Raw genomic sequence first — 24,777 nt, 5'->3', positions numbered from 1 at the left:
GGGGCGCGCCCTCCGGAGCGCGCGCGGGCCTTCCATGACAAGGAGTCAGGACAGATGGAGCGTCCCTTCCCCACGGTCGCCGTGGTCGGGCTCGGCACGATGGGCTCCGGCGTCGCGGTCGCGGTCGCCAGGAGCGGCCGGCGGGTGATCGGCATCGAGGCCGACGAGGCCTCGGCCGCCCGGGCGCTGGCCCGGATCGAGGAGGCCACCGCGCACGCGGTGGCCCGCGAGCGGCTCACCGCCGAGGAGCGGACCGGGCTGCTGGCCCGGATCACCGTCGGCCACGCGCTGGAGGCCGCCGCCGGGGCCGCCCTGGTGATCGAGGAGGTCCCCGAGCGGCTGGAGCTCAAGCGGGAGCTCTTCGCCGAGCTGGACCGGATCTGCCCGGCCGACACCGTGCTGGCCACCGGCACCACCGCGCTGTCGGTGACCCGGATCGCCGCCGCCACCGCCCGCCCGGACCGGGTGCTCGGCCTGCACTTCTTCAACCCCGTGCACACCATGAGGCTGGTCGAGGTGGTGCGCACCGTGCTCACCTCCCCCCAGGTGGCCGAGCAGGCCGCGGCCCTCGCCCGGGACCTCGGCAAGGAGCCGGTGGCGGCCGGCGACCGGCCCGGCTTCGTGGTCAACGGCCTGCTCTTCGCCTACCTCAACCAGGCCGCCGCGATGTACGAGTCCCGGTACGCCACCCGGGAGGACATCGACGCCGCGATGCGGCTGGGCTGCGGCCTGCCGATGGGCCCGCTGGCGCTGCTCGACCTGATCGGCGTGGACACCGCCCGGACCGTCCTGGAGGCGATGTACGAGCAGTCGAAGGACCGGCTGCACGCGCCCGCGCCGATCCTCGGCCAGCTGGTCTCCGCCGGGCTGCTGGGCCGCAAGTCCGGCCGCGGCTTCTACGCCTACGAGGCGCCCGGCTCCTCGAAGGCCGTCGACGCCGCCGCCGGCCCGGCCCGGCCGAAGGTCCCCGGGCGGGAGGTGCGCAGCGTCGGCGTCTGCGGCTCGGGCACCATGGCCACCGGCATCGTCGAGGTGTTCGCCAAGGCCGGGTTCCCGGTGCTGCTGGCCGCCCGCAGCCAGGAGAAGGCGGAGCGGGCCAAGGCGCAGCTGGCGAAGTCGCTGGAGCGCTCGGTCGCCAAGGGCCGGCTGGCCGCCGAGCAGCGGGACGCCGCGCTGGCGCTGGTCACTCCGGTCGGACGGTACGAGGAGCTGGCCGGGGTGGACCTGGTGGTGGAGGCGGTCGCCGAGGACCTGGCGGTCAAGCGCGAACTGTTCGCCACCCTGGACGCGATCGTCGAGCCGGGCGCGGTGCTGGCCACCACCACCTCCTCGCTGCCGGTGATCAGCTGCGCCTCGGCGACCTCCCGGCCGCAGGACGTGATCGGCATGCACTTCTTCAACCCGGCGCCGGCGATGCGGCTGGTGGAGGTGGTCTCCACGGTGCTGACCGCCCCGGACGTCACCGCGACCGTGCTGGAGCTGTGCGCGAAGGTCCGCAAGCACCCGGTGGAGTGCGGGGACCGCGCCGGGTTCATCGTCAACGCGCTGCTCTTCCCCTACCTGAACGACGCGGTGCGGATGCTCCAGGAGCACTACGCGACGGTGGACGACATCGACACCGCGATGAAGCTCGGCTGCGGGTACCCGATGGGCCCGTTCGAGCTGCTGGACGTGGTCGGCCTGGACGTCTCGCTGACCATCGAGCAGGTGCTGCACCAGGAGTTCCGGGAGCCGGGCCTGGCCGCGGCGCCGCTGCTGGAGCACCTGGTGGCGGCCGGCTGCCTGGGCCGCAAGACCGGCCGCGGCTTCCGCGACCACGCGCGCCGATGACCGCCCCGCCACCCTCCGGGCGGCAGCCCGGCCGGCCGCCGGTGCGCCCGGAGCGGGCCGGCTGGTGGCCGGGCGCGGCCCCGGCGCGCCGGCCCGGACCCGCGGCGGGCGCACCGGTCCCGCCGGTCCGCCGGGAAAGGCCCCCGGGCGCGGCGCCGGGGGCGTGTAGCGTTCCGGGCATGGATCGGGTTCAGTCAGTCTCCCCGCAGCAATCCGCCCCGGCGCGCGACGGCCGGCCGGCCGGGACCGGCCAGGACGGGGGCCCGGGCGGCCGCCGGGCGGCGGCGCAGCGCCAGCAGATGCGTCAGGATCTGGCCACCGCCGCCATGGAGCTGTTCGCCTCGCAGGGCTACGAGGAGACCACGGTCGACCAGATCGCGGCGGCGGCCGGGGTGGCCCGGCGGACCTTCTTCCGGTACTTCCGGTCCAAGGAGGAGGCGATCTTCCCGGACCACGACGACACCCTGGTCCGGGTGGCCGACCTGCTGGCCAGTGCCGAGCCGGAGGAGCACCCGCTGGACGTGGTCTGCCGGGGCATCAAGGAGGTGCTGCGGATGTACGCCTCCACGCCCGGGGTGTCGGTCGCGCGGTACCAGTTGATCCGTCAGGTGCCGGCGCTGCGCGAGCGGGAGATCGCCGTGGTGGCCCGCTACGAGCGGCTGTTCACCCGGTACCTGCTGGGCCGCTTCGACACCGCCGGGGAGATCCCCTCGGGCTGGCAGCGCGCCGGCGAGGACGACTCGATGCTGGCCGAGGTGTCGGCGGCGGCCGTGGTCGCGGCCCACAACCACGTGCTGCGGCGCTGGCTGCGGGCGGGCGGGCGGGGCGACGTCGAGGCGCAGCTGGACCACTCCTTCGAGGTGATCCGGCGGACCTTCTGGGCGTCCAGCTCGCCGGGCGCGCGGCGCCGCGGTGCCGTTGTGGCACCCGGTGCCAGTGCGACCGAGGCAGAGGCCGCGACGGCAAGCGCACTGAGTGCCAGCCCCGGAGGTGAGGTGCTCATCACAGTCGCCCGCACGGACGCCCCGCTGGAGGTCGTGGTGGACGCCGTGCGGGCCGCCCTGGAGGGCGCCAAGCAGGCCTGATAGCCGAAGTTTTCGCAGCTCACAGCAGTTTCCAGGGCCCGCGCCGGACCATCGGCGCGGGCCCTTCCGATGCCCTTCGAGGGACCCGTCGAGGGGGCCGCGGCCCGCCGGAATTGCTGGCACGCCGTGTCTTTACGAGTGGCACAGGGTGCCACTACCTTGTTACCCACCAGTCGCGGCGCCGCGGCTCCCCACCTCGGCGCGCCGTCGTACCGGCGCTCCCCCAACCCCGGGAGCGACCCACCGCAGTGCCAGGCCCACCAGCCACCCACCCACCACCCCGTTCAGCGAAGCCGGTGTCCGCTCCCGGCTCCCCCAGACGCCCTGTGCCCTCACACAGGTACGCCTTCGGAGGCAGCCATGAAGGAAATCCTCGACGCGATCCTCAGCCCCGACAGCACCTCGGCGGACTTCGCCGACGTGAAGCTGCCGGAGTCCTACCGGGCGGTGACGCTCCACAAGGACGAGGAGCAGATGTTCGCCGGCCTCGACAGCCGCGACAAGGACCCCCGCAAGTCCCTCCACCTCGACGAGGTCGCACTGCCCGAGCTGGGCCCGGGTGAGGCCCTGGTCGCCGTGATGGCGAGCGCCGTGAACTACAACACCGTGTGGAGCTCGATCTTCGAGCCGGTCTCCACCTTCGGCTTCCTGGAGCGCTACGGCCGGCTCTCCCCGCTCGCCAAGCGCCACGACCTGCCGTACCACGTCGTCGGCTCGGACCTCGCCGGCGTGGTGCTGCGCACCGGCGCCGGGGTCAACGCCTGGAAGCCGGGCGACGAGGTGGTCGCGCACTGCCTCTCCGTCGAGCTGGAGTCCTCCGACGGCCACAACGACACGATGATGGACCCGGAGCAGCGGATCTGGGGCTTCGAGACCAACTTCGGCGGCCTCGCCCAGCTGGCCCTGGTGAAGACCAATCAGCTGATGCCCAAGCCCGCCCACCTGACCTGGGAGGAGGCCGCCTCCCCCGGCCTGGTCAACTCCACCGCCTACCGCCAGCTGGTCTCGCAGAACGGCGCCGGCATGAAGCAGGGCGACAACGTGCTGATCTGGGGCGCCAGCGGCGGCCTCGGCTCCTACGCCACCCAGTACGCGCTGGCCGGCGGCGCCACCCCGATCTGCGTCGTCTCCAGCCCGCAGAAGGCCGACATCTGCCGGGCGATGGGCGCCGAGGCGATCATCGACCGCTCCGCCGAGGGCTACCGGTTCTGGAAGGACGAGCAGACCCAGGACCCGCGCGAGTGGAAGCGGCTCGGCGGGCGGATCCGCGAGCTGACCGGCGGCGAGGACGTCGACATCGTCTTCGAGCACCCCGGCCGGGAGACCTTCGGCGCGAGCGTCTACGTCACCCGCAAGGGCGGCACCATCGTCACCTGCGCCTCCACCTCCGGCTTCATGCACCAGTACGACAACCGGTACCTGTGGATGTCGCTCAAGCGGATCGTCGGCTCGCACTTCGCCAACTACCGCGAGGCCTGGGAGGCCAACCGGCTGGTCGCCAAGGGGAAGATCCACCCGACCGTCTCCAAGGTCTACCCGCTGGAGCAGACCGGCCAGGCCGCGCTGGACGTGCACCACAACAAGCACCAGGGCAAGGTCGGCGTGCTCTGCCTGGCCCCCGAGGAGGGCCTGGGCGTGCGCGACACCGAGCTGCGCGCCCGGCACGTCGACGCGATCAACCGCTTCCGGAACATCTGAGGGTGACCTGATGATCGATCAGAAGCGCGACCGCCCCTGGCTGATGCGCACCTACGCCGGGCACTCCACGGCCGCGGACTCCAACGCGCTGTACCGGCGGAACCTCGCCAAGGGCCAGACCGGCCTCTCGGTGGCGTTCGACCTGCCGACCCAGACCGGCTACGACTCCGACCACGTCCTCGCCCGCGGCGAGGTCGGCCGGGTCGGCGTCCCGGTCGGCCACGTCGGCGACATGCGGGCCCTGTTCGACGGCATCCCGCTCGAACGCACCAACACCTCGATGACCATCAACGCCACCGCGATGTGGCTGCTGGCGCTCTACCAGGTGGTCGCCGAGGAGCAGGGCGCCGACATCGCCGCGCTCACCGGCACCACCCAGAACGACATCGTCAAGGAGTACCTGTCGCGCGGGACGCACGTCTTCCCGCCCGGCCCCTCGGTGCGGCTGATCACCGACATGATCGCCTACACGGTCGGGAACATCCCCAAGTGGAACCCGATCAACATCTGCAGCTACCACCTCCAGGAGGCCGGGGCCACCCCGGTCCAGGAGATCGCCTACGCGATGTGCACGGCGATCGAGGTGCTGGACGCCGTCCGCGACTCCGGCCAGGTGCCGGCCGGGCGGATGGGCGAGGTGGTCGCCCGGATCTCCTTCTTCGTCAACGCCGGCGTGCGGTTCGTCGAGGAGATGTGCAAGATGCGGGCCTTCGGCCGGCTCTGGGAGAAGGTCACCCGTGAGCGGTACGGCATCGAGGACCCCAAGCAGCGCCGGTTCCGCTACGGCGTCCAGGTGAACTCGCTCGGCCTGACCGAGGCGCAGCCGGAGAACAACGTCCAGCGGATCGTGCTGGAGATGCTCGCCGTCACCCTCTCCAAGGACGCCCGCGCCCGCGCCGTCCAGCTGCCCGCCTGGAACGAGGCGCTCGGCCTGCCCCGTCCGTGGGACCAGCAGTGGTCGCTGCGGATCCAGCAGGTGCTCGCCTACGAGTCCGACCTGCTGGAGTACGGGGACCTCTTCAACGGCTCCGACGTCGTCGAGGCCAAGACCGCCGAGCTGCTGGCCGGCGCCGAGGCGGAGATCGCCAAGGTGCTGGGGATGGGCGGGGTGATCCCGGCCGTCGAGTCCGGCTACCTGAAGTCCAACCTGGTCGCCTCGCACGCGGCCCGCCGGGCCCGGATCGAGTCCGGCGAGGACCGGATCATCGGGGTGAACTGCTTCGACACCACCGAGGAGAGCCCGCTCACGGCCGACCTCGACACCGCGATCACGGTCGTCGACCCGGCCGCCGAGCAGTCCGTGCTGGCCGCCCTGGAGGCCTGGCGCGGGCAACGCGACGAGGCCGCCGCGCTGCGCGCCCTGGAGGAGCTCAAGGCCGTCGCCGCCACCGACGCCAACCTGGTGCCGGCCACCCTGGCCTGCGCCCGGGCCGGGGTCACCACCGGCGAGTGGGCCTTCGCGCTGCGCGAGGTGTTCGGCGAGTACCGCGCGCCCACCGGCGTCGGCGGCGCCCCGGTCGCGGTCGCCGCCGAGCCCGGCGGCGAGCTGGCCGCGGTCCGCGAGGCGGTCGCCGTGACCGCCGCCGAGCTGGGCGCCGGCAAGCTGCGCCTGCTGGTCGGCAAGCCCGGGCTGGACGGCCACTCCAACGGGGCCGAGCAGATCGCCGTCCGGGCCCGCGACGCCGGGTTCGAGGTGGTCTACCAGGGCATCCGGCTCACCCCCGAGCAGATCGTCTCGGCCGCCGTCGCCGAGGACGTCCACTGCGTGGGCCTGTCGATCCTCTCCGGCGCCCACTCCGAGCTGGTCCCGGACGTGCTGCACCGGCTGCGCCGCGCCGGGGTGGAGGATGTCCCGGTGATCGTGGGTGGCATCATCCCGGCAGCGGACGGCGAGGCCCTCAGGGCCGCCGGCGTCGCCGCCGTCTTCACCCCGAAGGACTTCGGCATCACCACCATCATCGGCCGGATCGTGGACGAGATCCGGCTGGCCAACAGGCTCCAGCCCTGGACGCCCGCCCCGGCCACGACGACCAGCTGACCCCGGAAGGACCCTCTCCCACCATGACTGTCAACCGCCTGCGCCCGCGCCGCTCCTGCCTCGCCGTACCCGGCAGCAACCCGCGCTTCCTGGAGAAGGCCCAGGGCCTGCCCGCCGACCAGGTCTTCCTCGACCTGGAGGACGCCTGCGCCCCGCTGGTCAAGGAGAGCGCCCGGCACTCGATCGTCGACGCGCTGAACAACGGCGACTGGGGCGGCAAGACCCGCGTCGTCCGGGTCAACGACTGGACCACCCACTGGACCTACCGCGACGTGATCACCGTCGTCGAGGGCGCGGGCCCCAACCTCGACTGCATCATGCTGCCCAAGGTCCAGGACGCCGAGCAGGTCAAGGCGCTCGACCTGCTGCTCACCCAGATCGAGAAGACCATGGGCTTCGAGGTCGGCCGGATCGGCATCGAGGCGCAGATCGAGAACGCCAAGGGCCTCATCAACGTCGACGCCATCGCCCAGGCCTCGCCCCGGCTGGAGACCATCATCTTCGGCCCGGCCGACTTCATGGCCTCGATCAACATGAAGTCCCTGGTGGTCGGCGAGCAGCCGCCCGGCTACTCCGCCGACGCCTACCACTACATCCTGATGCGCATCCTGATGGCCGCCCGCGCCCACGACCTCCAGGCGATCGACGGCCCCTACCTGCAGATCCGCAACCAGGAGGGCTACCGCGAGGTGGCCGGCCGCGCCGCCGCGCTGGGCTTCGACGGCAAGTGGGTGCTGCACCCGGACCAGGTCGCCGCCGCCAACGAGATCTTCTCGCCCTCCCAGGCGGACTACGACCACGCCGAGCTGATCCTCGACGCCTACGACTGGTGCACCTCCGAGGCCGGCGGCTTCAAGGGCTCGGCGATGCTCGGCGACGAGATGATCGACGAGGCCAGCCGCAAGATGGCGCTGGTCGTCTCCGGCAAGGGCCGGGCCGCCGGCCTGCAGCGCACCTCCAAGTTCGAGCCCCCGCAGGCCTGACAGCCCCGACCCCGAGGATCACTGAGACATGCAGTTCGGACGCACCTACGAGGAGTTCGAGGTCGGCGCGGTGTACAAGCACTGGCCCGGCAAGACGGTCACCGAGTACGACGACCACCTCTTCTGCCTCCTCACCATGAACCACCACCCGCTCCACCTGGACACCAACTACGCCGAGCGGACGACCGACTTCGGCCGCAACGTGGTGGTGGGCAACTACGTCTACTCGCTGCTGCTCGGGATGTCCGTCCCGGACGTCTCCGGCAAGGCGATCGCCAACCTGGAGATCGAGTCGCTGCGGCACGTCGCGCCGACCTTCCACGGCGACACGATCTACGGCGAGACCACCGTGCTCGACAAGTGGCCGTCCAAGTCCAAGGACGACCGCGGCATCGTGTACGTCGAGACCAAGGGCTACAAGCAGGACGGCACGGTCGTCTGCGTCTTCCGCCGCAAGGTGATGGTGCCGACCGCGACGTACATCGAGGCGCGCGGCGGCGAGCAGCCCGGCCGCCCCGTCCCGCTCGACTGATCCCCCCCCCGCAGGAAAAAGCCCCGGACGGGCCGGCCGCCGTCATCGGCCGTGCCCCGGACCGGTTCACGGGGGCTCCGCGGAAGCCACGCCCGCGGAGCCCCCGCCCCCCTCACTCCTCTTCTCTCTTTTCCCTCAGTCATGACAGGAGCCGCACGATGGGACGCCTCGCACAGACCGACGGCCTCACCGAGATCCAGCGGGACATCCTCGCCACCGTGCGCGAGTTCGTCGACAAGGAGATCATCCCGGTCGCGACCGAGCTGGAGCACAAGGACGAGTACCCGGCCGCGATCGTCGAGGGCATGAAGCAGCTCGGCCTCTTCGGCCTGACCATTCCCGAGGAGTACGGCGGCCTCGGCGAGTCGCTGCTCACCTACGCCCTGGTGGTGGAGGAGATCGCCCGCGGCTGGATGTCCGTCTCCGGCATCGTCAACACCCACTTCATCGTGGCGCACATGATCAACGCGCACGGCACCCGGGAGCAGAAGGAGCACTTCCTGCCGAGGATGGCGACCGGCGAGGTCCGCGGCGCCTTCTCGATGTCCGAGCCGGGCCTGGGCTCCGACGTCGCCGCGATCACCACCAAGGGCGTCAAGGACGGCGAGGACGGGGAGTTCTACGTCCTCAACGGCCAGAAGATGTGGCTGACCAACGGCGGCACCTCCACCCTGGTCGCGGTGCTGTGCCGGACCGACGAGGGCGGCTCCACCCCCTACAAGAACATGACCACCTTCCTGATCGAGAAGACCCCGGGCTTCGGACCGAACCCGAGCGTCCCCGGCCTCACCGTGCCCGGCAAGATCGAGAAGATGGGCTACAAGGGCGTCGACACCACCGAGCTGGTCCTCCAGGACGTCCGCGTCCCGGCCGACCGGATCCTCGGCGGCGTCCCCGGCCGCGGTTTCTACCAGATGATGGACGGCGTCGAGGTCGGCCGGGTCAACGTGGCCGCGCGCGGCTGCGGCGTCGCCCGGCGCGCCTTCGAGCTGGGCATCGCCTACGCCCAGCAGCGCACCACCTTCGGCAAGAAGATCGCCGAGCACCAGGCGATCCAGTTCAAGCTCGCCGAGATGGCCACCAAGGTCGAGGCCGCCCACCAGATGATGGTCATGGCCGCCCGCAAGAAGGACGGCGGCGAGCGCAACGACCTGGAGGCCGGCATGGCCAAGTACCTCGCCTCCGAGTACTGCAAGGAGGTCGTCGAGGACGCCTTCCGGATCCACGGCGGCTACGGCTTCTCCAAGGAGTACGAGATCGAGCGGCTCTACCGGGAGGCCCCGATGCTGCTGATCGGTGAAGGTACTGCGGAGATCCAGAAGATGATCGTCGGGCGCCGGCTGCTGGAGGAGTACCGCATCGCGCAGTGACCGGCAGGTCACCGGAGCCGCCGGTCGACGGGCGTGCGGGCCCGTCCCGGCAGGATGCCGTGCCCCGGCCCGGTTGCCCGGTCCGCCCCGGGTCCGGCACGGCCCACCGGAGCGGCCGCAGGGCGTACAGCTGCTGTCACGCGCCCTGCGGCCGCTCCGGCATCCCCCGCCGTGCTCCGGAGGTGCCCCCGGCGGACGGCTCCGAACGGCCGTACGGGCACGGTTGAGACATGAGTCACCAGCTTCGCCCGGTCCCTTGGGAACCGGAGCGGGGCGAGCTACGGTCGTACAGAAGGGACGCTGCCGCGTCTCCGCCAGGTCACATGACGAGCAGGCGGGTTGCTCACCCACCGTCTGCTCCCGATAGCATCCACCGGGACAGCAGACGTCCCTCTATTACCCGATCCCGCGGTGGCCCCCGTCCAGCGGCCATGATCCCCCGCGACAAAGGTCTTCGATGCCCATCAGCCCGTCCCCTCACACCTCCGTCACGGACCGCGATGCCCTCGCAGCCACGACGGCCGGTCGGCGACCCCGCGTGACCATCGCGCGCGGAGCCACCCCCTGGTTCGTCCCCACCCTCGCCACGGCCGCCGTGACCACCGCCCTCACCCGGCGCAGTGGCAAGTGGGCCCTGGCGGCGGTACCCGCCTGTGCGCTCGGCGCCGGCATGCTGTGGTTCTTCCGCGACCCCGAGCGTGAGATCGGCACGGGCAGAGTGATCTCCCCCGCCGACGGCGTGGTCCAGAGCATCGACGCGTGGCCGGACGGCCGGACCCGCGTGGCGATCTTCATGAGCCCGCTGAACGTCCACGTCAACCGGGCCCCGCTGCCCGGCACCGTGACCTCCGTCGAGCACGTGCCCGGTGGCTTCGTGCCCGCGTTCAACAAGGACAGCGACCAGAACGAGCGGGTCGTCTGGCACTTCGACACCGAGCTCGGCGACATCGAGATGGTGCAGATCGCGGGCGCCGTGGCGCGCCGCATCGTGCCGTACGTGGACGCCGGTACCAAGGTCGAGCAGGGCGAGCGGATCGGTCTGATCCGGTTCGGGTCCCGGGTCGACACCTACCTGCCGGCCGGCGTCGAGGTCGGCGTCGAGGTCGGCCAGAAGACCACCGCCGGGGTGACGCGCCTTGACCGTGACTGATCCTGAGACGATCGTCGGCCTGGACGACGAGGAGACGGCCCTGCGCCGCCGCCGCTGGGCACGCGACCGCGAGCTGCGCACGCCGCGCTCGCCGCAGCACCTGTCGACCGCCGACTTCCTGACCCTGGGGAACGCCGTCTGCGGCTTCCTGGCGATCTACTCGATCACCACCGGGGTGCTCGTCCCGTACATCACCAACCCGGACGCCGCGCCCGACAAGCACAGCGCCGCCACCGCGGTGACGCTGCTGCTGATCGGCTCGATGTGCGACCTGTTCGACGGGCTGGTGGCGCGCAAGCTGCGCTCCTCCGCGCTCGGCGCCGAACTCGACAACCTGGCCGACCTGATCAGCTTCGGCATCGCGCCGGCCTACTTCGTCGCGGTCTGGGGCATGGTCTCGCCCGGCTCCGACAGCCGGCTGTCGGCGCTGATCGCGCTGACCGTGCTGCTCGCGGTGGTGCTGCGGCTCGCCCGCTTCTCCGCCGTCAAGATGCGACCCGGGGTGTTCCAGGGCATGCCCTGCCCGATGGGCGCCATGACGGTGATCGCCATCGTGCTGCTCGACCCGCCGTTCCTGCCCGGTCTGCTCGCCATCTTCGGCGCGGCGTACCTGATGGTCAGCCGGATCGAGTACCCGAAGCCGCAGGGCCTGCTGGCCACCGCGACGCTCTGCTGGATCGTGGTCTCGATCGGCTGCCTGGCGGCCTGGGCGACCGGTCTGCCGGGCGGCGACAACCTGATGCACATCGGCGCGTTCGCGCAGATCGCGCTCGCCGCGATGGCGCCGCTGCTGGTGATCCGCCGCAAGGTGGGCCAGAAGGTCGGCGACGTCCGGGCCCGCCGCGCGGAGTCGCGGATCGGCTGACGGTCCCCCTCGGGCATGCACAAGGGCCCGGTTCCCCTCGGGGAGCCGGGCCCTTGTGCGTGTCCGGGGCGCGGTCGGTCCGGGGCGCGGTCCGGGGCGCCGGGCGCTACGCGCCGCCGCGGTGGACGCTGAAGGCCGAGCGGCGGGCCGCGCGGGCCACCCCCGGGTCCGGGTGGACGCCGGAGACCGCGGTCAGCACCGAGGCCGCCCGCGGGTGCCCGGACTGCCGGGCCCGGGCGAACAGCCGCACCGGGTCGCCGGCCGAGGCGCCCTCGACGTGGCCGACGAGCAGTTCCGTTTCACCGTGGTCGAGCACGGCCGCGGCGGTGTCCACCCAGAGCCAGGCGGCGTCCTCCGCGCCCAGCACATCGGCCGGGGAGACCCCCTCGTCCGAGCGCTCGGCCAGCCAGAGCAGCGCGTAGGGGCGCAGCACCGGCTCGTCGGCGGCGGCCCGGACGGCCTGCTCGGCGGTCACGCCGGCCACCCGCAGCGCCTCGAAGGCCAGGCCGCGCACCAGGGCGTCCTCGCCCTGCGCGGCCTCCAGCAGCTCGGCCACCGCCCGGTCGGCCGGGCGGGCGGCCAGCCAGGCCCGGTACTCGGCGCGGGCCGGGCCGGGCGAGTAGTCGGCGCAGGCGCTCAGCAGTGCCAGCGCGCTCTGCTCGATGTGGCCGGCGGCGGTCTGCGCGACGGTGCAGATCTCCTCCAGCTTGGCCCGCACCGCCCAGTGCCCGAGCGGGGAGAGCTCGGCCGCGTTGTCCCGGCGGACCAGTGCGCCGACGGCCGCCAGGCCGTCCAGCATCCAGTCCAGGACGGCGGCGACGTCGGCCGGGGAGGCCGGGGTGTCGATCTGCGGCTCGCGGCAGGTGCCGCGCACGGCGGAGACGGCGGAGGCCGCGTGCGGGACGGGCGAGAGTCCGAAGGTGCCCTCGCCGCCGCCGACCCGGCGCTCGTCCAGGCCGCGCCGCAGCAGTTCCAGCAGCTCGGCGTCGGCCACCGGGCCGTCCACCAGGTGGAGGAAGGAGAGCAGCTGCGGCGCCTGGTCGACGGCCTGCCCGGCGAGCACCGCGAAGACGCCGCGCAGGGCGGCGGGCGGGACCGGGGCGAGCAGCGTCCAGGCGTCGAACAGCGCCGACCAGCCGCGGACCACCGCCTCGTCGTCGTGCTCCCAGGCGTGCAGGCGCCAGCCGGGGCCGGCGCCGCCGTCCCGGGCCTCGACCAGGCCGACCAGCAGGGCCTGGCCCCACGCCTTGGCGGCGGCGCCCACCGTCATGGCGAGCGCGCGGCCGGCGGCGCGGGCGTCGTCGGGGAGCAGTTCGCCGCGCTTGTCGACCTCGTCGAGATCGCCGGCCCAGCGGGCGATCCGGACGGCGTCGACCAGCATGCGGCGGGCCAGCGGAGCGAGTTCGGCGGGGGCGGGGAAGCCCTCCGGGACGGGGACCCGGCCACGGCCGGGTGCGGGGGCGGGGCCTCGTCGGCGGGGTACGCCCGGGGTCCCCGGCCTCGCGCCGGCGGGGCGGTGGGCCGTTCCGGGGAGACGGGTCACCGTCGCACCGGTACCGATCGTCGGCGGGAGCGGGGCATCACGGTCGCGCGGATTCCGAGACGTCACGTCGAGCAGTCTTCCCCTTGCACCGGCCTTCTGTCACATCCGGTTGTCCGCGGGGGGCGGACGGGGGGCGCGGGGGCTCGACAAGATCGGGCAACAGAGGCCAAACCGGCTGGCTTGATCTCTATGGCGGGTTCATGCCATAAGGAACCCGCGCGCCGCGGAATCCACCCCGTCAGGGGGGGCGGAAGCGCGTCAGCAGAACGGCGTGAGCCAGCGGCGGAGGGTCTCGGCGTAGCGGTCCGGGTCGGTGTTCCACAGCGCGGCGTGGTCACCGCCGGGGAAGGCCTGGAGGTTGACCACGTCCGGACGGCGGTGGGCGAGGCGCTCGGCCGCGGCGAACGGGGCCACCGGGTCGTCGGGGCCGTGCAGCACCAGGGTGGGCACCCGCAGGTCGGCACCCTCCGCCAGGCGGGCGAAGTCGGCCAGATCCACGCCGGTGCGGCCCTCGGCCGCGAGCGCGCCGAGTTCGGCGGCCGCGCCCCGGAAACCCGCCCGGGCGGCGTCCCGGCGGGCGGTGGCCGGCCAGTCCAGCACCGGCGAGTCCAGGACGAGGCTGCTGATCGAGGGGGCGAGGTCCGAGCGGGCCGCGGTGTGCAGGACCATCGTGGCGCCGAGCGACCAGCCGTAGAGGACGACCCGGCCCGCGCCGGCGTCCAGGGCGGTGCGCACCGCCGCCTCGACGTCCCGCCACTCGGTCTCACCGAAGTGGCCGAGGCCGTCCGGGGAGGCGGGCGCGCCGGCGTCGCCGCGGTAGGTGACGGCGAGCACGGGCAGGCCCAGCCGTTGCAGCTCGGGCAGGACGGGCAGGGTCTGCGCGCGGTCGGCGCCGGGGCCGTGCACCAAGACCACCCAGGTGCCGCGCTTGCCGTCCAGCCGCCAGGCGGGCATCGCGCCGAGCTCGCCCTCGACGGCGGTCTCGGCGAACGGCAGGCCGAGCGCCTGCGCCGGGTCGCCGAGGTGGACCCGGGGGGTGAAGCGGACCTCGGTGCCGGGAGTGAGGGTGCCGCGGTCGGCGCGCACCAGGCGGCGGGTGACGCCCTGCCCGTCGCGACGCAGGACCTCCTCGACGACCGCGTGGCCGTCCTCGCCCCACTCGACGGCCCAGCGGCCGGGACGCTCGCTCACGGGGGTGCGGGTGAAGGTGACCTCGCCGGCACCGAGGCCGCGGACGAGCACCGGGCCGCTGCGGGCGCGGGCCTCCTCGGCCGGGCGGACCATCCGCTCGGACGCCCGGCGGCCGATCACCAGCACGGCGGCCCCGGTGCCGACGGCGGCGGCCGCCACGGTGGCCGCGATTCCCCAACGCATACTCGCTCCCCGGTGCTCGGTGGTCTGGCTCGGCGTCCGGCCCGGTGTCCGGACCCACCCCTCAGTCCACCCGTGCGGGCGGGGGGAAGCCAGTAGGACACGGCCGTACGGGTTGTTCCGGGAGGAAAATCACACCGGCACGTCGGGGGTGTCCGAGGTGTGACCAACACCCGCCACGACCTCGGTTGACTCCCGGTTCGGGCCCGTGATGGGATCCTTCAGCCAATACGGAGGCATGCAGAGGAAGCCGGTGCAAGTCCGGCGCGGTCCCGCCACTGTCACCGGGGAGCACGACCGGAACACGCCACGGCGGGCCGTCAGAAGCCGCTGGAAGGCCCGGGGTGTGCGTTCGACCCGGAAGCCAGGAGACTCTCGCCCCCGGTTCGTCGATCCAGGGCGCGGACCCTGAGTGAGGACACGCACGCGATGCTGCGCCCTGCCGTGCGCCCGCTGTGCCGGGCCGCCGCGTTCGGCGCCGGCGCCGTCGCCGGCTTCCTGGCCGACGCCCGCTTCGGCGACCCGCGCCGCGGCCACCCGGTGGCCGGCTTCGGCTCCGCCGCCGGCCGGCTGGAACGCCGGCTCTGGCGCGACCACCGCGCCGCCGGCACCGCCTTCACCGCCCTCGCCGTCGGCACCGTCGCGGCCGGCGCGCTCGCCGCCGACCGGCTGCTGGCCCACCGTCCGCTCGGCCGGGCCGCCCTCGCCGCCGCCGCGACCTGGACGGTGCTCGGCGGCACCTCGCTGACCCGGGAGGCCCGCACCATCGGCCGTTCGCTGGCGGCCGGCGACCTGACGGCGGCCCGGGAACGGCTGCCGCACCTGTGCGGACGCGACCCGAGCGCGCTGGACGGGCCGCAGCTGGCCCGCGCGGTCGTCGAGTCGGTGGCCGAGAACACCGCCGACGCCGTGGTCAACGCCCTGGTCTGGGGCGGCCTCGCGGGCACACCGGGCCTGCTGGCGTTCCGCGCGGTGAACACCCTGGACGCGATGGTCGGTCACCGTTCGCCCCGCTACGCCCGGTTCGGCTGGGCCTCGGCCCGGCTGGACGACGTGGCGGGCTGGCCGGGCGCCCGGCTGACCGCGCTGCTGACGGTGGCCGCCGCCCCCGAGCCGCGCACCGCCTGGCGGGTCTGGCGGCGCGACGGCTCGGCGCACCCCAGCCCGAACGCCGGCCAGGCCGAGTCGGCCTTCGCGGGCGCGGTGGGCGTGCGCCTCGGCGGCACGCTGCGGTACGGCGAGCGGGTGGAGCACCGCCCCGTGCTGGGCGGGGAGCTGCGCCCCGTCGGGGTGGACGACATCGAGCGGGCCTGCGTGCTCTCCCGGCGGGTGGGCGCGCTGGCCCTGGGTACGACGGTCGCCGGGCACCTGCTGCTCCGGGCGGCCCTGGACGGGATGCGGAGGGGTAGGGCATGAGCAAGGCACTGCTGGTCGCCGGGACGACCTCGGACGCCGGCAAGAGCGTGGTCACCGCGGGCATCTGCCGCTGGCTGGCCCGGCAGGGCGTCGCGGTCGCGCCGTTCAAGGCGCAGAACATGTCGCTGAACTCCTTCGTCACCGCGGACGGCGCCGAGATCGGCCGCGCGCAGGCGATGCAGGCCCAGGCGGCCCGGGTCGAGCCGGAGGCGGCGATGAACCCGGTGCTGCTCAAGCCCGGCGCCGACGGCCGCAGCCAGGTGGTGCTGCTGGGCCGTCCGGTCGCCGAGGTCGGCGCGCTGGACTACCGCGAGCGCAAGCCGGTGCTGCTGGAACGCGCCCTGGAGTGCCTGGCGGACCTGCGCGCCCGCTTCGACGTGGTGGTCTGCGAGGGCGCGGGATCGCCCGCCGAGATCAACCTGCGCGACCGCGACATCGCCAACATGGGCCTGGCCACCGCCGCCGGGCTGCCGGTCGTGGTGGTCGGCGACATCGACCGCGGCGGTGTGTTCGCGGCGATGTACGGGACGCTGGCGCTGCTGTCGGCGGAGGACCAGCGGCACGTGGCGGGCTGGTTCGTCAACAAGTTCCGCGGCGACGCGCGGCTGCTCGCCCCCGGGCTGGAGATGCTGCGCGAGCTGACCGGCCGTCCGGTGCTCGGCACCCTGCCGATGCTGCCGGACCTGTGGCTGGACGCCGAGGACTCGCTCGACCTGTCCACCGTCGTCGACCGGACCGCCGCGCGCGGCCCGTTCGGCGCGGACGTGCTGCGGGTGGCCGTGCTGCGCTTCCCCCGGCTGTCCAACTTCACCGACCTGGACGCGCTCGCCCAGGAGCCCGGCGTACTGGTCCGCTGGGCCACCCGGCCGGAGGAGCTGGCCGACGCCGACCTCGTCGTGCTGCCCGGCACCCGGGCCACCGTCGCCGACCTCCGCTGGCTGCGCGAGCGCGGCCTCGAACCGGTGCTCAAGGCGCGGGCGGCGGCCGGGCGGCCGGTGCTCGGCGTCTGCGGCGGCTACCAGATGCTGGCGCACTCGATCGTGGACGAGGTCGAGTCGAAGGCGGGCGCGGTGGACGGCCTCGGGCTGCTGCCGACGCGGGTGCGGTTCGGCCCGGAGAAGGTGCTCGGACGGCCGGTCGGCGAGGCGTACGGGGAGCGGGTCGAGGGCTACGAGATCCACCACGGCGTCGTCGCGGTGGACGGCGGCGAGCCGTTCGTCTCCGATGACCACGGACACGGCCTGGACGGCTGCCGGGTGGGCCAGGTGTGGGGAACCACCTGGCACGGCGTGCTGGAGAACGACGGCTTCCGGCGGGCGCTGCTGCGCGAGGTCGCGCAGGCCGCCGGCCGGGCCTTCGTGCCCGCGCCGGACACCTCCTTCGCCGCCGCGCGGGAGGCCCGGCTGGACCGGCTGGGCGAGCTGATCGAGGAGCACGCGGACACCGACGCGTTGTGGAAGCTGATCGAGGGCGGGGTGCCGGCGGCCGGATCGCTGCCGTTCCTCGCGCCCGGAGCCCCTGGGGAGACTGCATGAGTGACGTCCGTTACCCGTTCACCGCGATCGTCGGCATGGCCGACCTGCGGCTCGGCCTGCTGCTGAACGCCGTCTCCCCGGCGGTCGGCGGGGTGCTGGTGCGCGGTGAGAAGGGCACCGCCAAGTCGACCATGGTGCGCGCGCTGGCCGGGCTGCTGCCGTCCATCGCGACCGTCGACGGCTGCCGCTTCGCCTGCGACCCGGCGGCGCCGGACCCGCAGTGCCCGGACGGCGCGCACGCCGGCGCCCCGGTCTCCGAGCGCCCCGCCCGGCTGGTCGAGCTGCCGGTCGGCGTCTCCGAGGACCGGATCGTCGGCTCGCTGGACCTGGAGCGGGCGCTCGCCGAGGGCGTCAAGGCCTACGAGCCGGGCCTGCTCGCCCGGGCTCACCGCGGCGTGCTCTACATCGACGAGGTGAACCTGCTCCAGGACCACGTGGTGGACCTGCTGCTGGACGCCGCCGCGATGGGCCGCTCCTACGTCGAGCGCGAGGGCGTCTCGGTGCGGCACGCGGCGCGCTTCCTGCTGGTCGGCACGATGAACCCGGAGGAGGGCGAGCTGCGGCCGCAGCTGCTCGACCGGTTCGGCCTGACGGTGGAGATCGCCGCGACCCGCGATCCGGCGGAGCGCGCCGAGGTGGTGCGCCGCCGGCTCGGCTACGACGCCGACCCGGCCGCCTTCGCCGCCCGGTTCGCCGAGGACGAGCGCGCGCTGGCGGACCGGATCACCGCCGCGCGCGAGCTGCTGGCGCGGGTGGAGCTGACCGACACGGCGCTGCGCCAGATCACCGCCGTCTGCGCGGCGTTCGAGGTGGACGGGCTGCGCGCGGACATCGTGATGGCGCGCACCGCCGTCGCGCTGGCCGCCTGGGCCGGACGCACCGAGGTGCTGGCCGAGGACGTCCGCAAGGCCGCCCAGCTGGCGCTGCCGCACCGCCGCCGGCGCAACCCCTTCGACGCGCCCGGACTGGACGAGGAGCAGCTGGACCGGGTGCTGGAGGAGCACGCCGAGCCGGAGCCCGAGGCGCAGCCCGAGCCCGCGACCGCCGAGGGGGCGCAGGAGGACCCGGAGGGCGGCCCGGACGGTCCGGACGACCCGGACGGCCCGGGCGGCGACGGCCCGCAGGACGGCGGCCCCGACGGCGGTGGCGGCGGCGCGCCGGAGCCCGCCGGTCCGGACGGCCCGCCCGTCGAGGCGGCCGACCCGGCGGCCGCGGAGGACACCGCCCCGCAGCCCGTCCCGGCCCAGCACCCCGCCCCGGCCCGGGAGTCGGCGCCGGTCGCGGCCGGCGACCCGTACCGCACCCGGCTGTTCGCGGTGGACGGCACCGGGCGCGGCGCCCAGGGCCGCCGCTCCCCCGCCGAGACCGACGGCGGCCACACCGTCCGGGCCCGCCGCCCGCGCGGCCGGCTCGCCCGGCTGCACCTGAGCGCCACGCTGCGCGCCGCCGCCCCGCACCAGGTGGCGCGCGGGCGCTCCTCGCGCGCGCTGGTGCTGCACAAGGACGACTTCCGCGAGCAGGTGCGCCAGGGCCGGGAGTCCAACCTGGTGCTGTTCGTGGTGGACGCCTCCGGCTCGATGGCGGCCCGGCAGCGGATGACCGCCGTCAAGGGCGCGGTGCTGTCGCTGCTGATGGACGCCTACCAGCGCCGCGACAAGATCGGCATGATCACCTTCCGGGGTGCCTCGGCCGAGCTGGCGCTGCCGCCCACCTCCTCGGTGGAGGTCGGCGCGGCCCGGCTGGAGTCGCTGCCCACCGGCGGGCGCACCCCGCTGGCGGCCGGCCTGCTGCGGGCCCACGAGGTGCTGCGGGTCGAGCGGCTGCGCGACCCGGACCGCCGCCCGCTGCTGGTCGTGGTGACCGACGGCCGGGCCACCGGCGGCGGCCGGGACGCCGTCGCGCAGTCCCACCGGGCGGCCGGGCTGCTGGCGGCGCAGGGCGTGGCGAGCGTGGTGCTGGACTGCGAGTCCGGCCCGGTCCGGCTCGGCCTGGCCGGCGCCCTGGCGGCCCGGCTGCGCGCCACCTCCGTGACCCTGGACGAGCTGCGCGCCGACGGCGTCGCCTCGCTCGTCCGCGAGAACCGTCCGACCACCACCGCAGCGCGAAAGGCGGCCTGAGCCGACATGCCCAAGGGTGTCCCCGAGAGTGTCCCCGACGACGGCCTGACGACCCGTCAGCGCCGTACCCTGCCGATCACCGCCGTGCACACCGGCCCCGGCAAGGGCAAGTCCACCGCCGCGTTCGGCATGGCGCTGCGCGCCTGGAACCAGGGCTGGCCGGTCGGGGTGTTCCAGTTCGTGAAGTCCGCCAAGTGGAAGGTCGGCGAGGAGAACGCGCTGCGGGTGCTCGGCGCCTCCGGCGAGGGCGGCACCGTCGACTGGCACAAGATGGGCTCCGGCTGGTCCTGGATCCAGCGTTCCGACGCGATGGCGCTGGACAGCGAGGCGGCGGCCAAGGAGGGCTGGGAGCAGGTCAAGCGCGACCTGGCCGCCGAGACCTACCGCTTCTACGTGCTGGACGAGTTCACCTATCCGATGCACTGGGGCTGGGTCGACCCGGAGGAGGTGGTGGCCGTGCTGAAGGACCGTCCGGGCAGCCAGCACGTCGTCATCACCGGCCGGTACGCGCCGCAGGCCCTGACCGAGTTCGCCGACCTGGTCACCGAGATGACCAAGGTCAAGCACCCGATGGACGCCGGCCGCAAGGGCCAGCGCGGCATCGAGTGGTAGCCGGGAAGAGCCGAGCCACGTGAACGTCCCCCGTCTCGTCGTCGCGGCGCCCTCCTCGGGCGCCGGCAAGACCACCGTCGCCACCGGCCTGATCGCCGCGCTCGCCGCGCGCGGGCTGGCCGTCTCGCCGCACAAGGTCGGCCCGGACTACATCGACCCCGGCTACCACGGGCTGGCCGCCGGGCGGCCGGGCCGCAACCTGGACGCGTTCATGTGCGGGCCGGAGCGGATCGCCCCGCTCTTCCTGCACGGCGCGGCCGGGGCGGACGTGGCGGTGGTCGAGGGCGTGATGGGCCTGTTCGACGGCGCCTCCGGGCGCGGCGAGCTGGCGTCCACCGCGCACGTGGCCAAGCTGCTGCGGGCGCCGGTGGTGCTGGTGGTGGACGCCTCCTCGCAGTCCCGGTCGGTGGCGGCGCTGGTGCACGGCTTCGCCTCCTGGGACCCGGAGGTGCGGCTGGCCGGGGTGATCCTCAACCGGGTCGCCTCCGACCGGCACGAGCTGCTGCTGCGGGAGGCCCTGGAGGAGGGATCGGGGGTGCCGGTGCTGGGCGCGGTGCGGCGCTCGGCGGCGGTCGCCACGCCCTCCCGGCACCTGGGGCTGATCCCGGCCGTGGAGCGCTCGGCGGAGGCGCTGCGGGCGGTGGCCGACATGGGCGAGCTGGTCGCCGCCTCGGTGGACCTGGACGCGGTGCTGGCGCTGGCCCGGACGGCGCCGCCGCTGGCCGGGGCCGAGCCGTGGGACCCGGCGGTGGAGGTGGGCGCGTCCGGTGCGTCACCGAGCGGCGCGCCGCGGATCGCGGTGGCCGGCGGTGCGGCGTTCTCCTTCTCGTACGCCGAGAACGCCGAGCTGCTGACCGCCGCCGGCGCCGAGGTGGTGCCGTTCGACCCGCTGCACGCCGACGCCCTGCCGGAGGGCACGGCGGGCCTGGTGATCGGCGGCGGGTTCCCCGAGCTGTACGTCCGGGAACTCAGCGCGAACGGTCAACTGCGGTCCGCGATCGCCGCGTTCGCGGCTTCCGGCGGCCCGGTCGCGGCCGAGTGCGCCGGACTGCTGTACCTCGGGCGCGCGTTGGACGGCCTGCCGATGTGCGGGGTGCTGGACACCTCGGCCCGGATGACCGAGCGGCTGACCCTCGGCTACCGCGAGGCGGTCGCGCTGCACGACTCGCCACTGGCCCCGGCCGGCGCCAGGCTGCGCGGGCACGAGTTCCACCGGACGGTCTGCGAGCCGGGGTCCGGTGAACGACCCGCCTGGGGCTGGCGGTTGCCGGCCGGCCCGCACACCGAGGGATTCGCGGGCGCGGCCGGCGCGGAGAACGTTCACGCTTCGTATCTGCATCTGCACTGGGCGGGATACCCGCAGCTCGCCGCCTCCTTCGCGGCGGCGGCCACGGCGTACCGGGCGGGCTGAGGCACCCTCGGCGGAAACCGGCGGGGTCCTGGGTCTGGCGCCGGGGCCGCACCGGGCGTCAAAATGGAACATACACCTCATATCGCCCCGTTCGCCGTCGATACCGGTACCGGACGAGCCCGACAGCATCTGGAGCGGCGTCACCACGGACGCCGCCGGCACACCGGGGGCGGACCGGACGGAGGTGAGCGTGACCGTCGAGTGACCCGGCCGCTCCTGGGCCGCCCCTTTAGGGTGGTCGGATGACCGATTGTCAGGTGATCGTCCTCAACGGGGGCTCCAGCTCGGGGAAGTCCAGCATCGCCCGCCGACTGCAGGAGGTGCTGCCGGATCCCTGGCTGACCCTCGGGGTGGACACGCTGATCGCCGCCCTGCCCGCCGCGCTGCGCGGCTCCGGCGGTGGCTCCGCCGCAGCCGCGCCCGGCGCGGATGGTGAGGCCGGACCGGGCAGTGGCGGCGGTCCCGGCGATCCCGACGAGCCCGACGGGCCGCCCGGCATCGGCGGTCTGGAGGACGGCGACGGCACGGTGAGCGTCGGACCGGCGTTCGCCGCCCTGGACGCCGCGTGGACGCTGGGCGTCGCGGCGATGGCCCGGGCCGGCGCGCGGATCGTCGTCGACGAGGTGTTCCTCGGCACCACCGCCTCCCAACGGCGCTGGCGCGAGGCACTGGACGGTCTGGACGTGCTCTGGGTCGGCGTGCGCTGCGCCCCCGAGGTGGCCGCCGCCCGCGAACGGGCCCGCGGCGACCGCGTCGCCGGCATGGCCGCGGCCCAGGCCGAGGCGGTGCACCGGGGCGTGCGCTACGACCTGGAGGTGGACACCGCCCTACAGGACGCGGCGGCCTGCGCCCGGCTCATCGCCGAGCGGGTGCTCGGAGACGCCCGCGCCCACTGAGCGCCCGCGCGCGTCAGGCCGCGCCCTCCCCCAGGCCGAACCGCACACCGGTCAACTCCTCCGAAAGCTCCCAGAGCCGGCGGGCGGCCTCGGCGTCCTCGGCCGAGGGCGCGAGCCGGACCCGGGTCGGCGCGCCGCGCAACTCGCCGCGGCCGTCCGGCCCGATGAACTCCCCGCCGCGCACGGACGGATCGGTCGCGGCGTACAGCTGGGGCAGCGCGCCCTCCTCCGGGCGCTGGGCGAGCGGCCGCAGCAGCCGCCCGAAGAGCAGCCGGGTGAGGCCGGTCGGCCCACTGGTCTGCAGATTGGTGGCGGTGTAGCCGGGATGCGCGAGCACGCTGCGCACCGGACTGCCCGACGCGGCCAGCCGGCGGTGGAGTTCACGGCCGAAGAGCGTGTTGGCGAGCTTCGACTGGTCGTAGAACCCCATCGGCGTGTAGCCGTGCGCCCCGGTGAGGTCGTCGAAGCGGATCCGCCCCTTGCGGTGGTTGAGCGAGCTGACGGTCACCACGCGCGGGTCGCGGCCGGCGGCGAGGACGTCCAGCAGCAGGCCGGTGAGGGCGAAGTGGCCGAGGTGGTTGACGGCGAACTGCAGCTCGTGGCCCTGCGGGCTGAGCGCCCGGGGCGGGGCGAACACGCCCGCGTTGTTGACCAGGACGTCCAGCCGGGGGCGGTCGGCGCGCAGCCGCTCGGCGAAGGTCCGGACGCTGTCGAGGTCGGCCAGGTCGAGACGGCGGACGTCGAGGCGGTCCGGCACACCGGGGTCGGGCAGCGAGGCGGCGATCCGGGCGGCGGCCGCACGCCCCCGCTCCTCGTCGCGGACCGCGAGGACCACCCGCCCGCCCCGCTCGGCCAGCGTCCGGGCGGTGGCCAGTCCCAGCCCGCTGCTCGCTCCGGTGACGACGAACACACGCCCGCGCCGGCCCGCACCGCCGCCTGTTGACTCCAAAGGCTTCATGTGGCAGATGCTGCCGTTCGTGTCACTCGGTGTCAAGGCGCTACTGGATGACACTCGCGTCATGGCGTTACCATCGTCGGGTGACCTCTCGACCCGCCGTCAGCCTGGCCGAGCGCAAGCGTCAACTCGTCGTGGACGAGCTGACCGAAGCCGCCTTCGGGCTGCTCACCACCCAGGGGTTCGACGCCGTCACCGTGGACGAGATCGCGGCCGGCGCCGGCGTCTCCAAGCGGACGTTCTTCCGCTACTTCGCGTCCAAGGAGGACGTGATCGTCCGGTTCCTGGCCGAACTGGGCGCCGGCATCCGCGCCGAACTGGCCGCCCGCCCCGCCGCCGAGCCGCCCTCGGCCGCCCTGCGGCACGCCGTCTCGGTGCCGCTGGCCGCCTGCGGCGAGCACGGCGACCGCGCACTGCGCGCCGTCCAGCTGATCCTGCGCACCCCGGCGCTGCACGCCCGCTTCCTGGAGCGGCAGGCCGGGTGGCACGAGGAACTGACCGCCGAGCTGGCCCACCGGCTGGACCGCGACCCCGCCGCCGACCTCTACCCCCGGCTCGCCGCCGGGATGGCGCTCACCGCCTTCGGCGCCGTCCTGGAGCGGTGGAGCGACAGCGACGGCGCCGCCGACCCGGCCGAGCTCACCGCCCGGGCCTTCGCCGTCCTCGCCCCGGCCCTGGACGCGCCCGCGGGTTAGCCGTCGGGTCCCTGGCTGTCGCGCCCTGGCCTCCGGGCCCTGGCCGTCGGTCCTAGCCGTCGAGCAGCGCCGCGAGGTAACGGGCGACCTCGGCACCGAGTTCGGCCGGATCGGGGACGTGGCCGGCGCCACTGCCGGCGGTGACGTTGAAGAGCACGCCGTCCGCCCAGCGCACCAGCCGGCGGGCGTCCGCCTCGGGCGCGCGGGAGCCGCACTCGGTCAGCAGGGTGACCGCGAGGCCGAGGAGGCCCGCCCCCAGGCGGTTGTAGACGACGCGCAGTTCGGGGCGCCGGGTGGCTTCGAGCGCCAGCTCGAAGCGGGCCACGGTGAGCGCGCGGCCGACGGTGAGCGCCTGGTGGACGGCGTCGGCGGCGAGCTGGGCGAGCAGTTCCCGGGCATGCTCCACCGTGGGCGGCCGCAGCTCCATCGCGTACGCCGGTGACTCCAGCTCCGCGATCCGGGTGATCGCCAGCTCCAGCAGGGCGGCGCGGGTGCGGGCGAGGTTGGAGGTGGAGCCGGTGGGCAGGCCGGCCGCCTCGTCGACGGCGCGGTGGGTGAGCCCGCGCAGGCCGCGCTCGGCGATCAGCGCGACGGCGGTGTCGGCGATCAGGGTCTGGCGCTGAGGTCCGGCGGGCGCGGCGCTGCTGGTCATGGGTCCGATCATCGCCCTTCCCG

General features: G+C 74.4%; 20 protein-coding genes and 1 riboswitch. Of the genes, 16 read left to right on the top strand and 4 right to left on the bottom strand.

Translation table 11 applies throughout. The features are described from left to right. Positions 1-54 precede the first annotated feature (54 nt). The 9 genes from ACFVVU_RS30960 to ACFVVU_RS30920 all read left to right on the top strand — a co-directional run bounded on the left by ACFVVU_RS30960 (position 55) and on the right by ACFVVU_RS30920 (position 11,551). A complete protein-coding gene (locus ACFVVU_RS30960) occupies positions 55-1,830 on the top strand; it encodes a 3-hydroxyacyl-CoA dehydrogenase family protein (protein WP_380687347.1) in 1,776 nt (591 codons plus the stop codon). A 179-nt stretch (positions 1,831-2,009) separates the two neighbouring features. Next, a complete protein-coding gene (locus ACFVVU_RS30955; RefSeq protein ID WP_380690420.1) occupies positions 2,010-2,915 on the top strand; it encodes a TetR family transcriptional regulator in 906 nt (301 codons plus the stop codon). Positions 2,916-3,275: 360 nt separating this feature from the next. Further along, entirely contained in the window at positions 3,276-4,613 is a 1,338-nt protein-coding gene (gene ccrA, locus ACFVVU_RS30950; protein WP_387793535.1) for a crotonyl-CoA carboxylase/reductase, read from the top strand. Between the two features lie 10 nt (positions 4,614-4,623). After that, positions 4,624-6,651, top strand: coding sequence for a protein meaA (locus tag ACFVVU_RS30945; RefSeq protein WP_387793534.1), 2,028 nt, complete (start codon positions 4,624-4,626; stop codon positions 6,649-6,651). Between the two features lie 23 nt (positions 6,652-6,674). Then, entirely contained in the window at positions 6,675-7,634 is a 960-nt protein-coding gene (locus ACFVVU_RS30940; RefSeq protein ID WP_380687596.1) for an HpcH/HpaI aldolase/citrate lyase family protein, read from the top strand. A 28-nt stretch (positions 7,635-7,662) separates the two neighbouring features. Continuing rightward, complete coding sequence (locus ACFVVU_RS30935) at positions 7,663-8,166, top strand: MaoC family dehydratase (RefSeq protein ID WP_380687594.1); 504 nt, start codon at positions 7,663-7,665, stop codon at positions 8,164-8,166. A 158-nt stretch (positions 8,167-8,324) separates the two neighbouring features. After that, a complete protein-coding gene (locus ACFVVU_RS30930; RefSeq protein ID WP_387793533.1) occupies positions 8,325-9,536 on the top strand; it encodes an acyl-CoA dehydrogenase family protein in 1,212 nt (403 codons plus the stop codon). Positions 9,537-9,993: 457 nt separating this feature from the next. Then, complete coding sequence (locus ACFVVU_RS30925; protein ID WP_030398303.1) at positions 9,994-10,686, top strand: phosphatidylserine decarboxylase; 693 nt, start codon at positions 9,994-9,996, stop codon at positions 10,684-10,686. Beyond that, a complete protein-coding gene (locus ACFVVU_RS30920; protein WP_380690165.1) occupies positions 10,673-11,551 on the top strand; it encodes a CDP-alcohol phosphatidyltransferase family protein in 879 nt (292 codons plus the stop codon). Before ACFVVU_RS30925 ends, ACFVVU_RS30920 begins: the two co-directional genes overlap by 14 nt. Positions 11,552-11,657: 106 nt before the next feature. On the opposite strand, the gene ACFVVU_RS30915 is transcribed toward ACFVVU_RS30920, so the two are convergent. Both ACFVVU_RS30915 and ACFVVU_RS30910 read right to left on the bottom strand, forming a co-directional pair. Next, positions 11,658-12,932 (bottom strand): hypothetical protein, encoded by a 1,275-nt coding sequence (locus ACFVVU_RS30915; RefSeq protein ID WP_380683767.1) that lies wholly within the window; start codon positions 12,930-12,932, stop codon positions 11,658-11,660. Positions 12,933-13,352: 420 nt separating this feature from the next. Then, complete coding sequence (locus ACFVVU_RS30910; protein WP_380683766.1) at positions 13,353-14,468, bottom strand: alpha/beta hydrolase family protein; 1,116 nt, start codon at positions 14,466-14,468, stop codon at positions 13,353-13,355. Positions 14,469-14,648: 180 nt separating this feature from the next. Then, a riboswitch (cobalamin riboswitch) is annotated at positions 14,649-14,861 on the top strand. 33 nt (positions 14,862-14,894) lie between these two features. On the opposite strand from ACFVVU_RS30910, the gene ACFVVU_RS30905 reads away from it, so the two are divergent. The 6 genes from ACFVVU_RS30905 to ACFVVU_RS30880 all read left to right on the top strand — a co-directional run bounded on the left by ACFVVU_RS30905 (position 14,895) and on the right by ACFVVU_RS30880 (position 22,452). Then, positions 14,895-15,881, top strand: a complete 987-nt coding sequence (locus ACFVVU_RS30905) for a cobalamin biosynthesis protein (RefSeq protein WP_380683765.1) — start codon at positions 14,895-14,897, stop codon at positions 15,879-15,881. Further along, positions 15,878-17,416 (top strand): cobyric acid synthase, encoded by a 1,539-nt coding sequence (locus tag ACFVVU_RS30900; protein ID WP_380683763.1) that lies wholly within the window; start codon positions 15,878-15,880, stop codon positions 17,414-17,416. The genes ACFVVU_RS30905 and ACFVVU_RS30900 overlap by 4 nt, the downstream gene beginning before the upstream one ends. Next, entirely contained in the window at positions 17,413-19,533 is a 2,121-nt protein-coding gene (locus tag ACFVVU_RS30895; RefSeq protein ID WP_387793532.1) for a putative cobaltochelatase, read from the top strand. The genes ACFVVU_RS30900 and ACFVVU_RS30895 overlap by 4 nt, the downstream gene beginning before the upstream one ends. 6 nt (positions 19,534-19,539) lie before the next feature. Then, positions 19,540-20,145: a cob(I)yrinic acid a,c-diamide adenosyltransferase gene (gene cobO / locus ACFVVU_RS30890; protein ID WP_380683761.1), complete on the top strand. Its 606-nt coding sequence runs from the start codon at positions 19,540-19,542 to the stop codon at positions 20,143-20,145. A gap of 19 nt (positions 20,146-20,164) precedes the next feature. Next, the gene (locus tag ACFVVU_RS30885; RefSeq protein ID WP_387793531.1) at positions 20,165-21,556 is read left to right on the top strand and encodes a cobyrinate a,c-diamide synthase; all 1,392 of its coding nucleotides are present in this window, start codon (positions 20,165-20,167) and stop codon (positions 21,554-21,556) included. Positions 21,557-21,813: 257 nt separating this feature from the next. Beyond that, the gene (locus tag ACFVVU_RS30880; protein ID WP_387793561.1) at positions 21,814-22,452 is read left to right on the top strand and encodes a chloramphenicol phosphotransferase; all 639 of its coding nucleotides are present in this window, start codon (positions 21,814-21,816) and stop codon (positions 22,450-22,452) included. A gap of 13 nt (positions 22,453-22,465) precedes the next feature. Here ACFVVU_RS30880 and ACFVVU_RS30875 read toward each other — a convergent pair whose 3' ends face one another. Beyond that, positions 22,466-23,410, bottom strand: a complete 945-nt coding sequence (locus ACFVVU_RS30875) for an oxidoreductase (protein ID WP_387793530.1) — start codon at positions 23,408-23,410, stop codon at positions 22,466-22,468. 47 nt (positions 23,411-23,457) lie between these two features. On the opposite strand from ACFVVU_RS30875, the gene ACFVVU_RS30870 reads away from it, so the two are divergent. Next, positions 23,458-24,102, top strand: coding sequence for a TetR family transcriptional regulator (locus tag ACFVVU_RS30870; protein ID WP_380683758.1), 645 nt, complete (start codon positions 23,458-23,460; stop codon positions 24,100-24,102). 52 nt (positions 24,103-24,154) lie between these two features. On the opposite strand, the gene ACFVVU_RS30865 is transcribed toward ACFVVU_RS30870, so the two are convergent. Then, positions 24,155-24,754, bottom strand: a complete 600-nt coding sequence (locus ACFVVU_RS30865; RefSeq protein WP_380683757.1) for a TetR/AcrR family transcriptional regulator — start codon at positions 24,752-24,754, stop codon at positions 24,155-24,157. Positions 24,755-24,777: the final 23 nt, after the last annotated feature.

It is taken from the genome of Kitasatospora sp. NPDC057965 (assembly GCF_042887135.1).
In the GTDB taxonomy this organism is placed as follows: Bacteria; Actinomycetota; Actinomycetes; order Streptomycetales; family Streptomycetaceae; genus Kitasatospora.
Note: the sequence above shows the minus strand (reverse complement) of the source record. Positions and strands in the feature narration are given on the sequence as shown.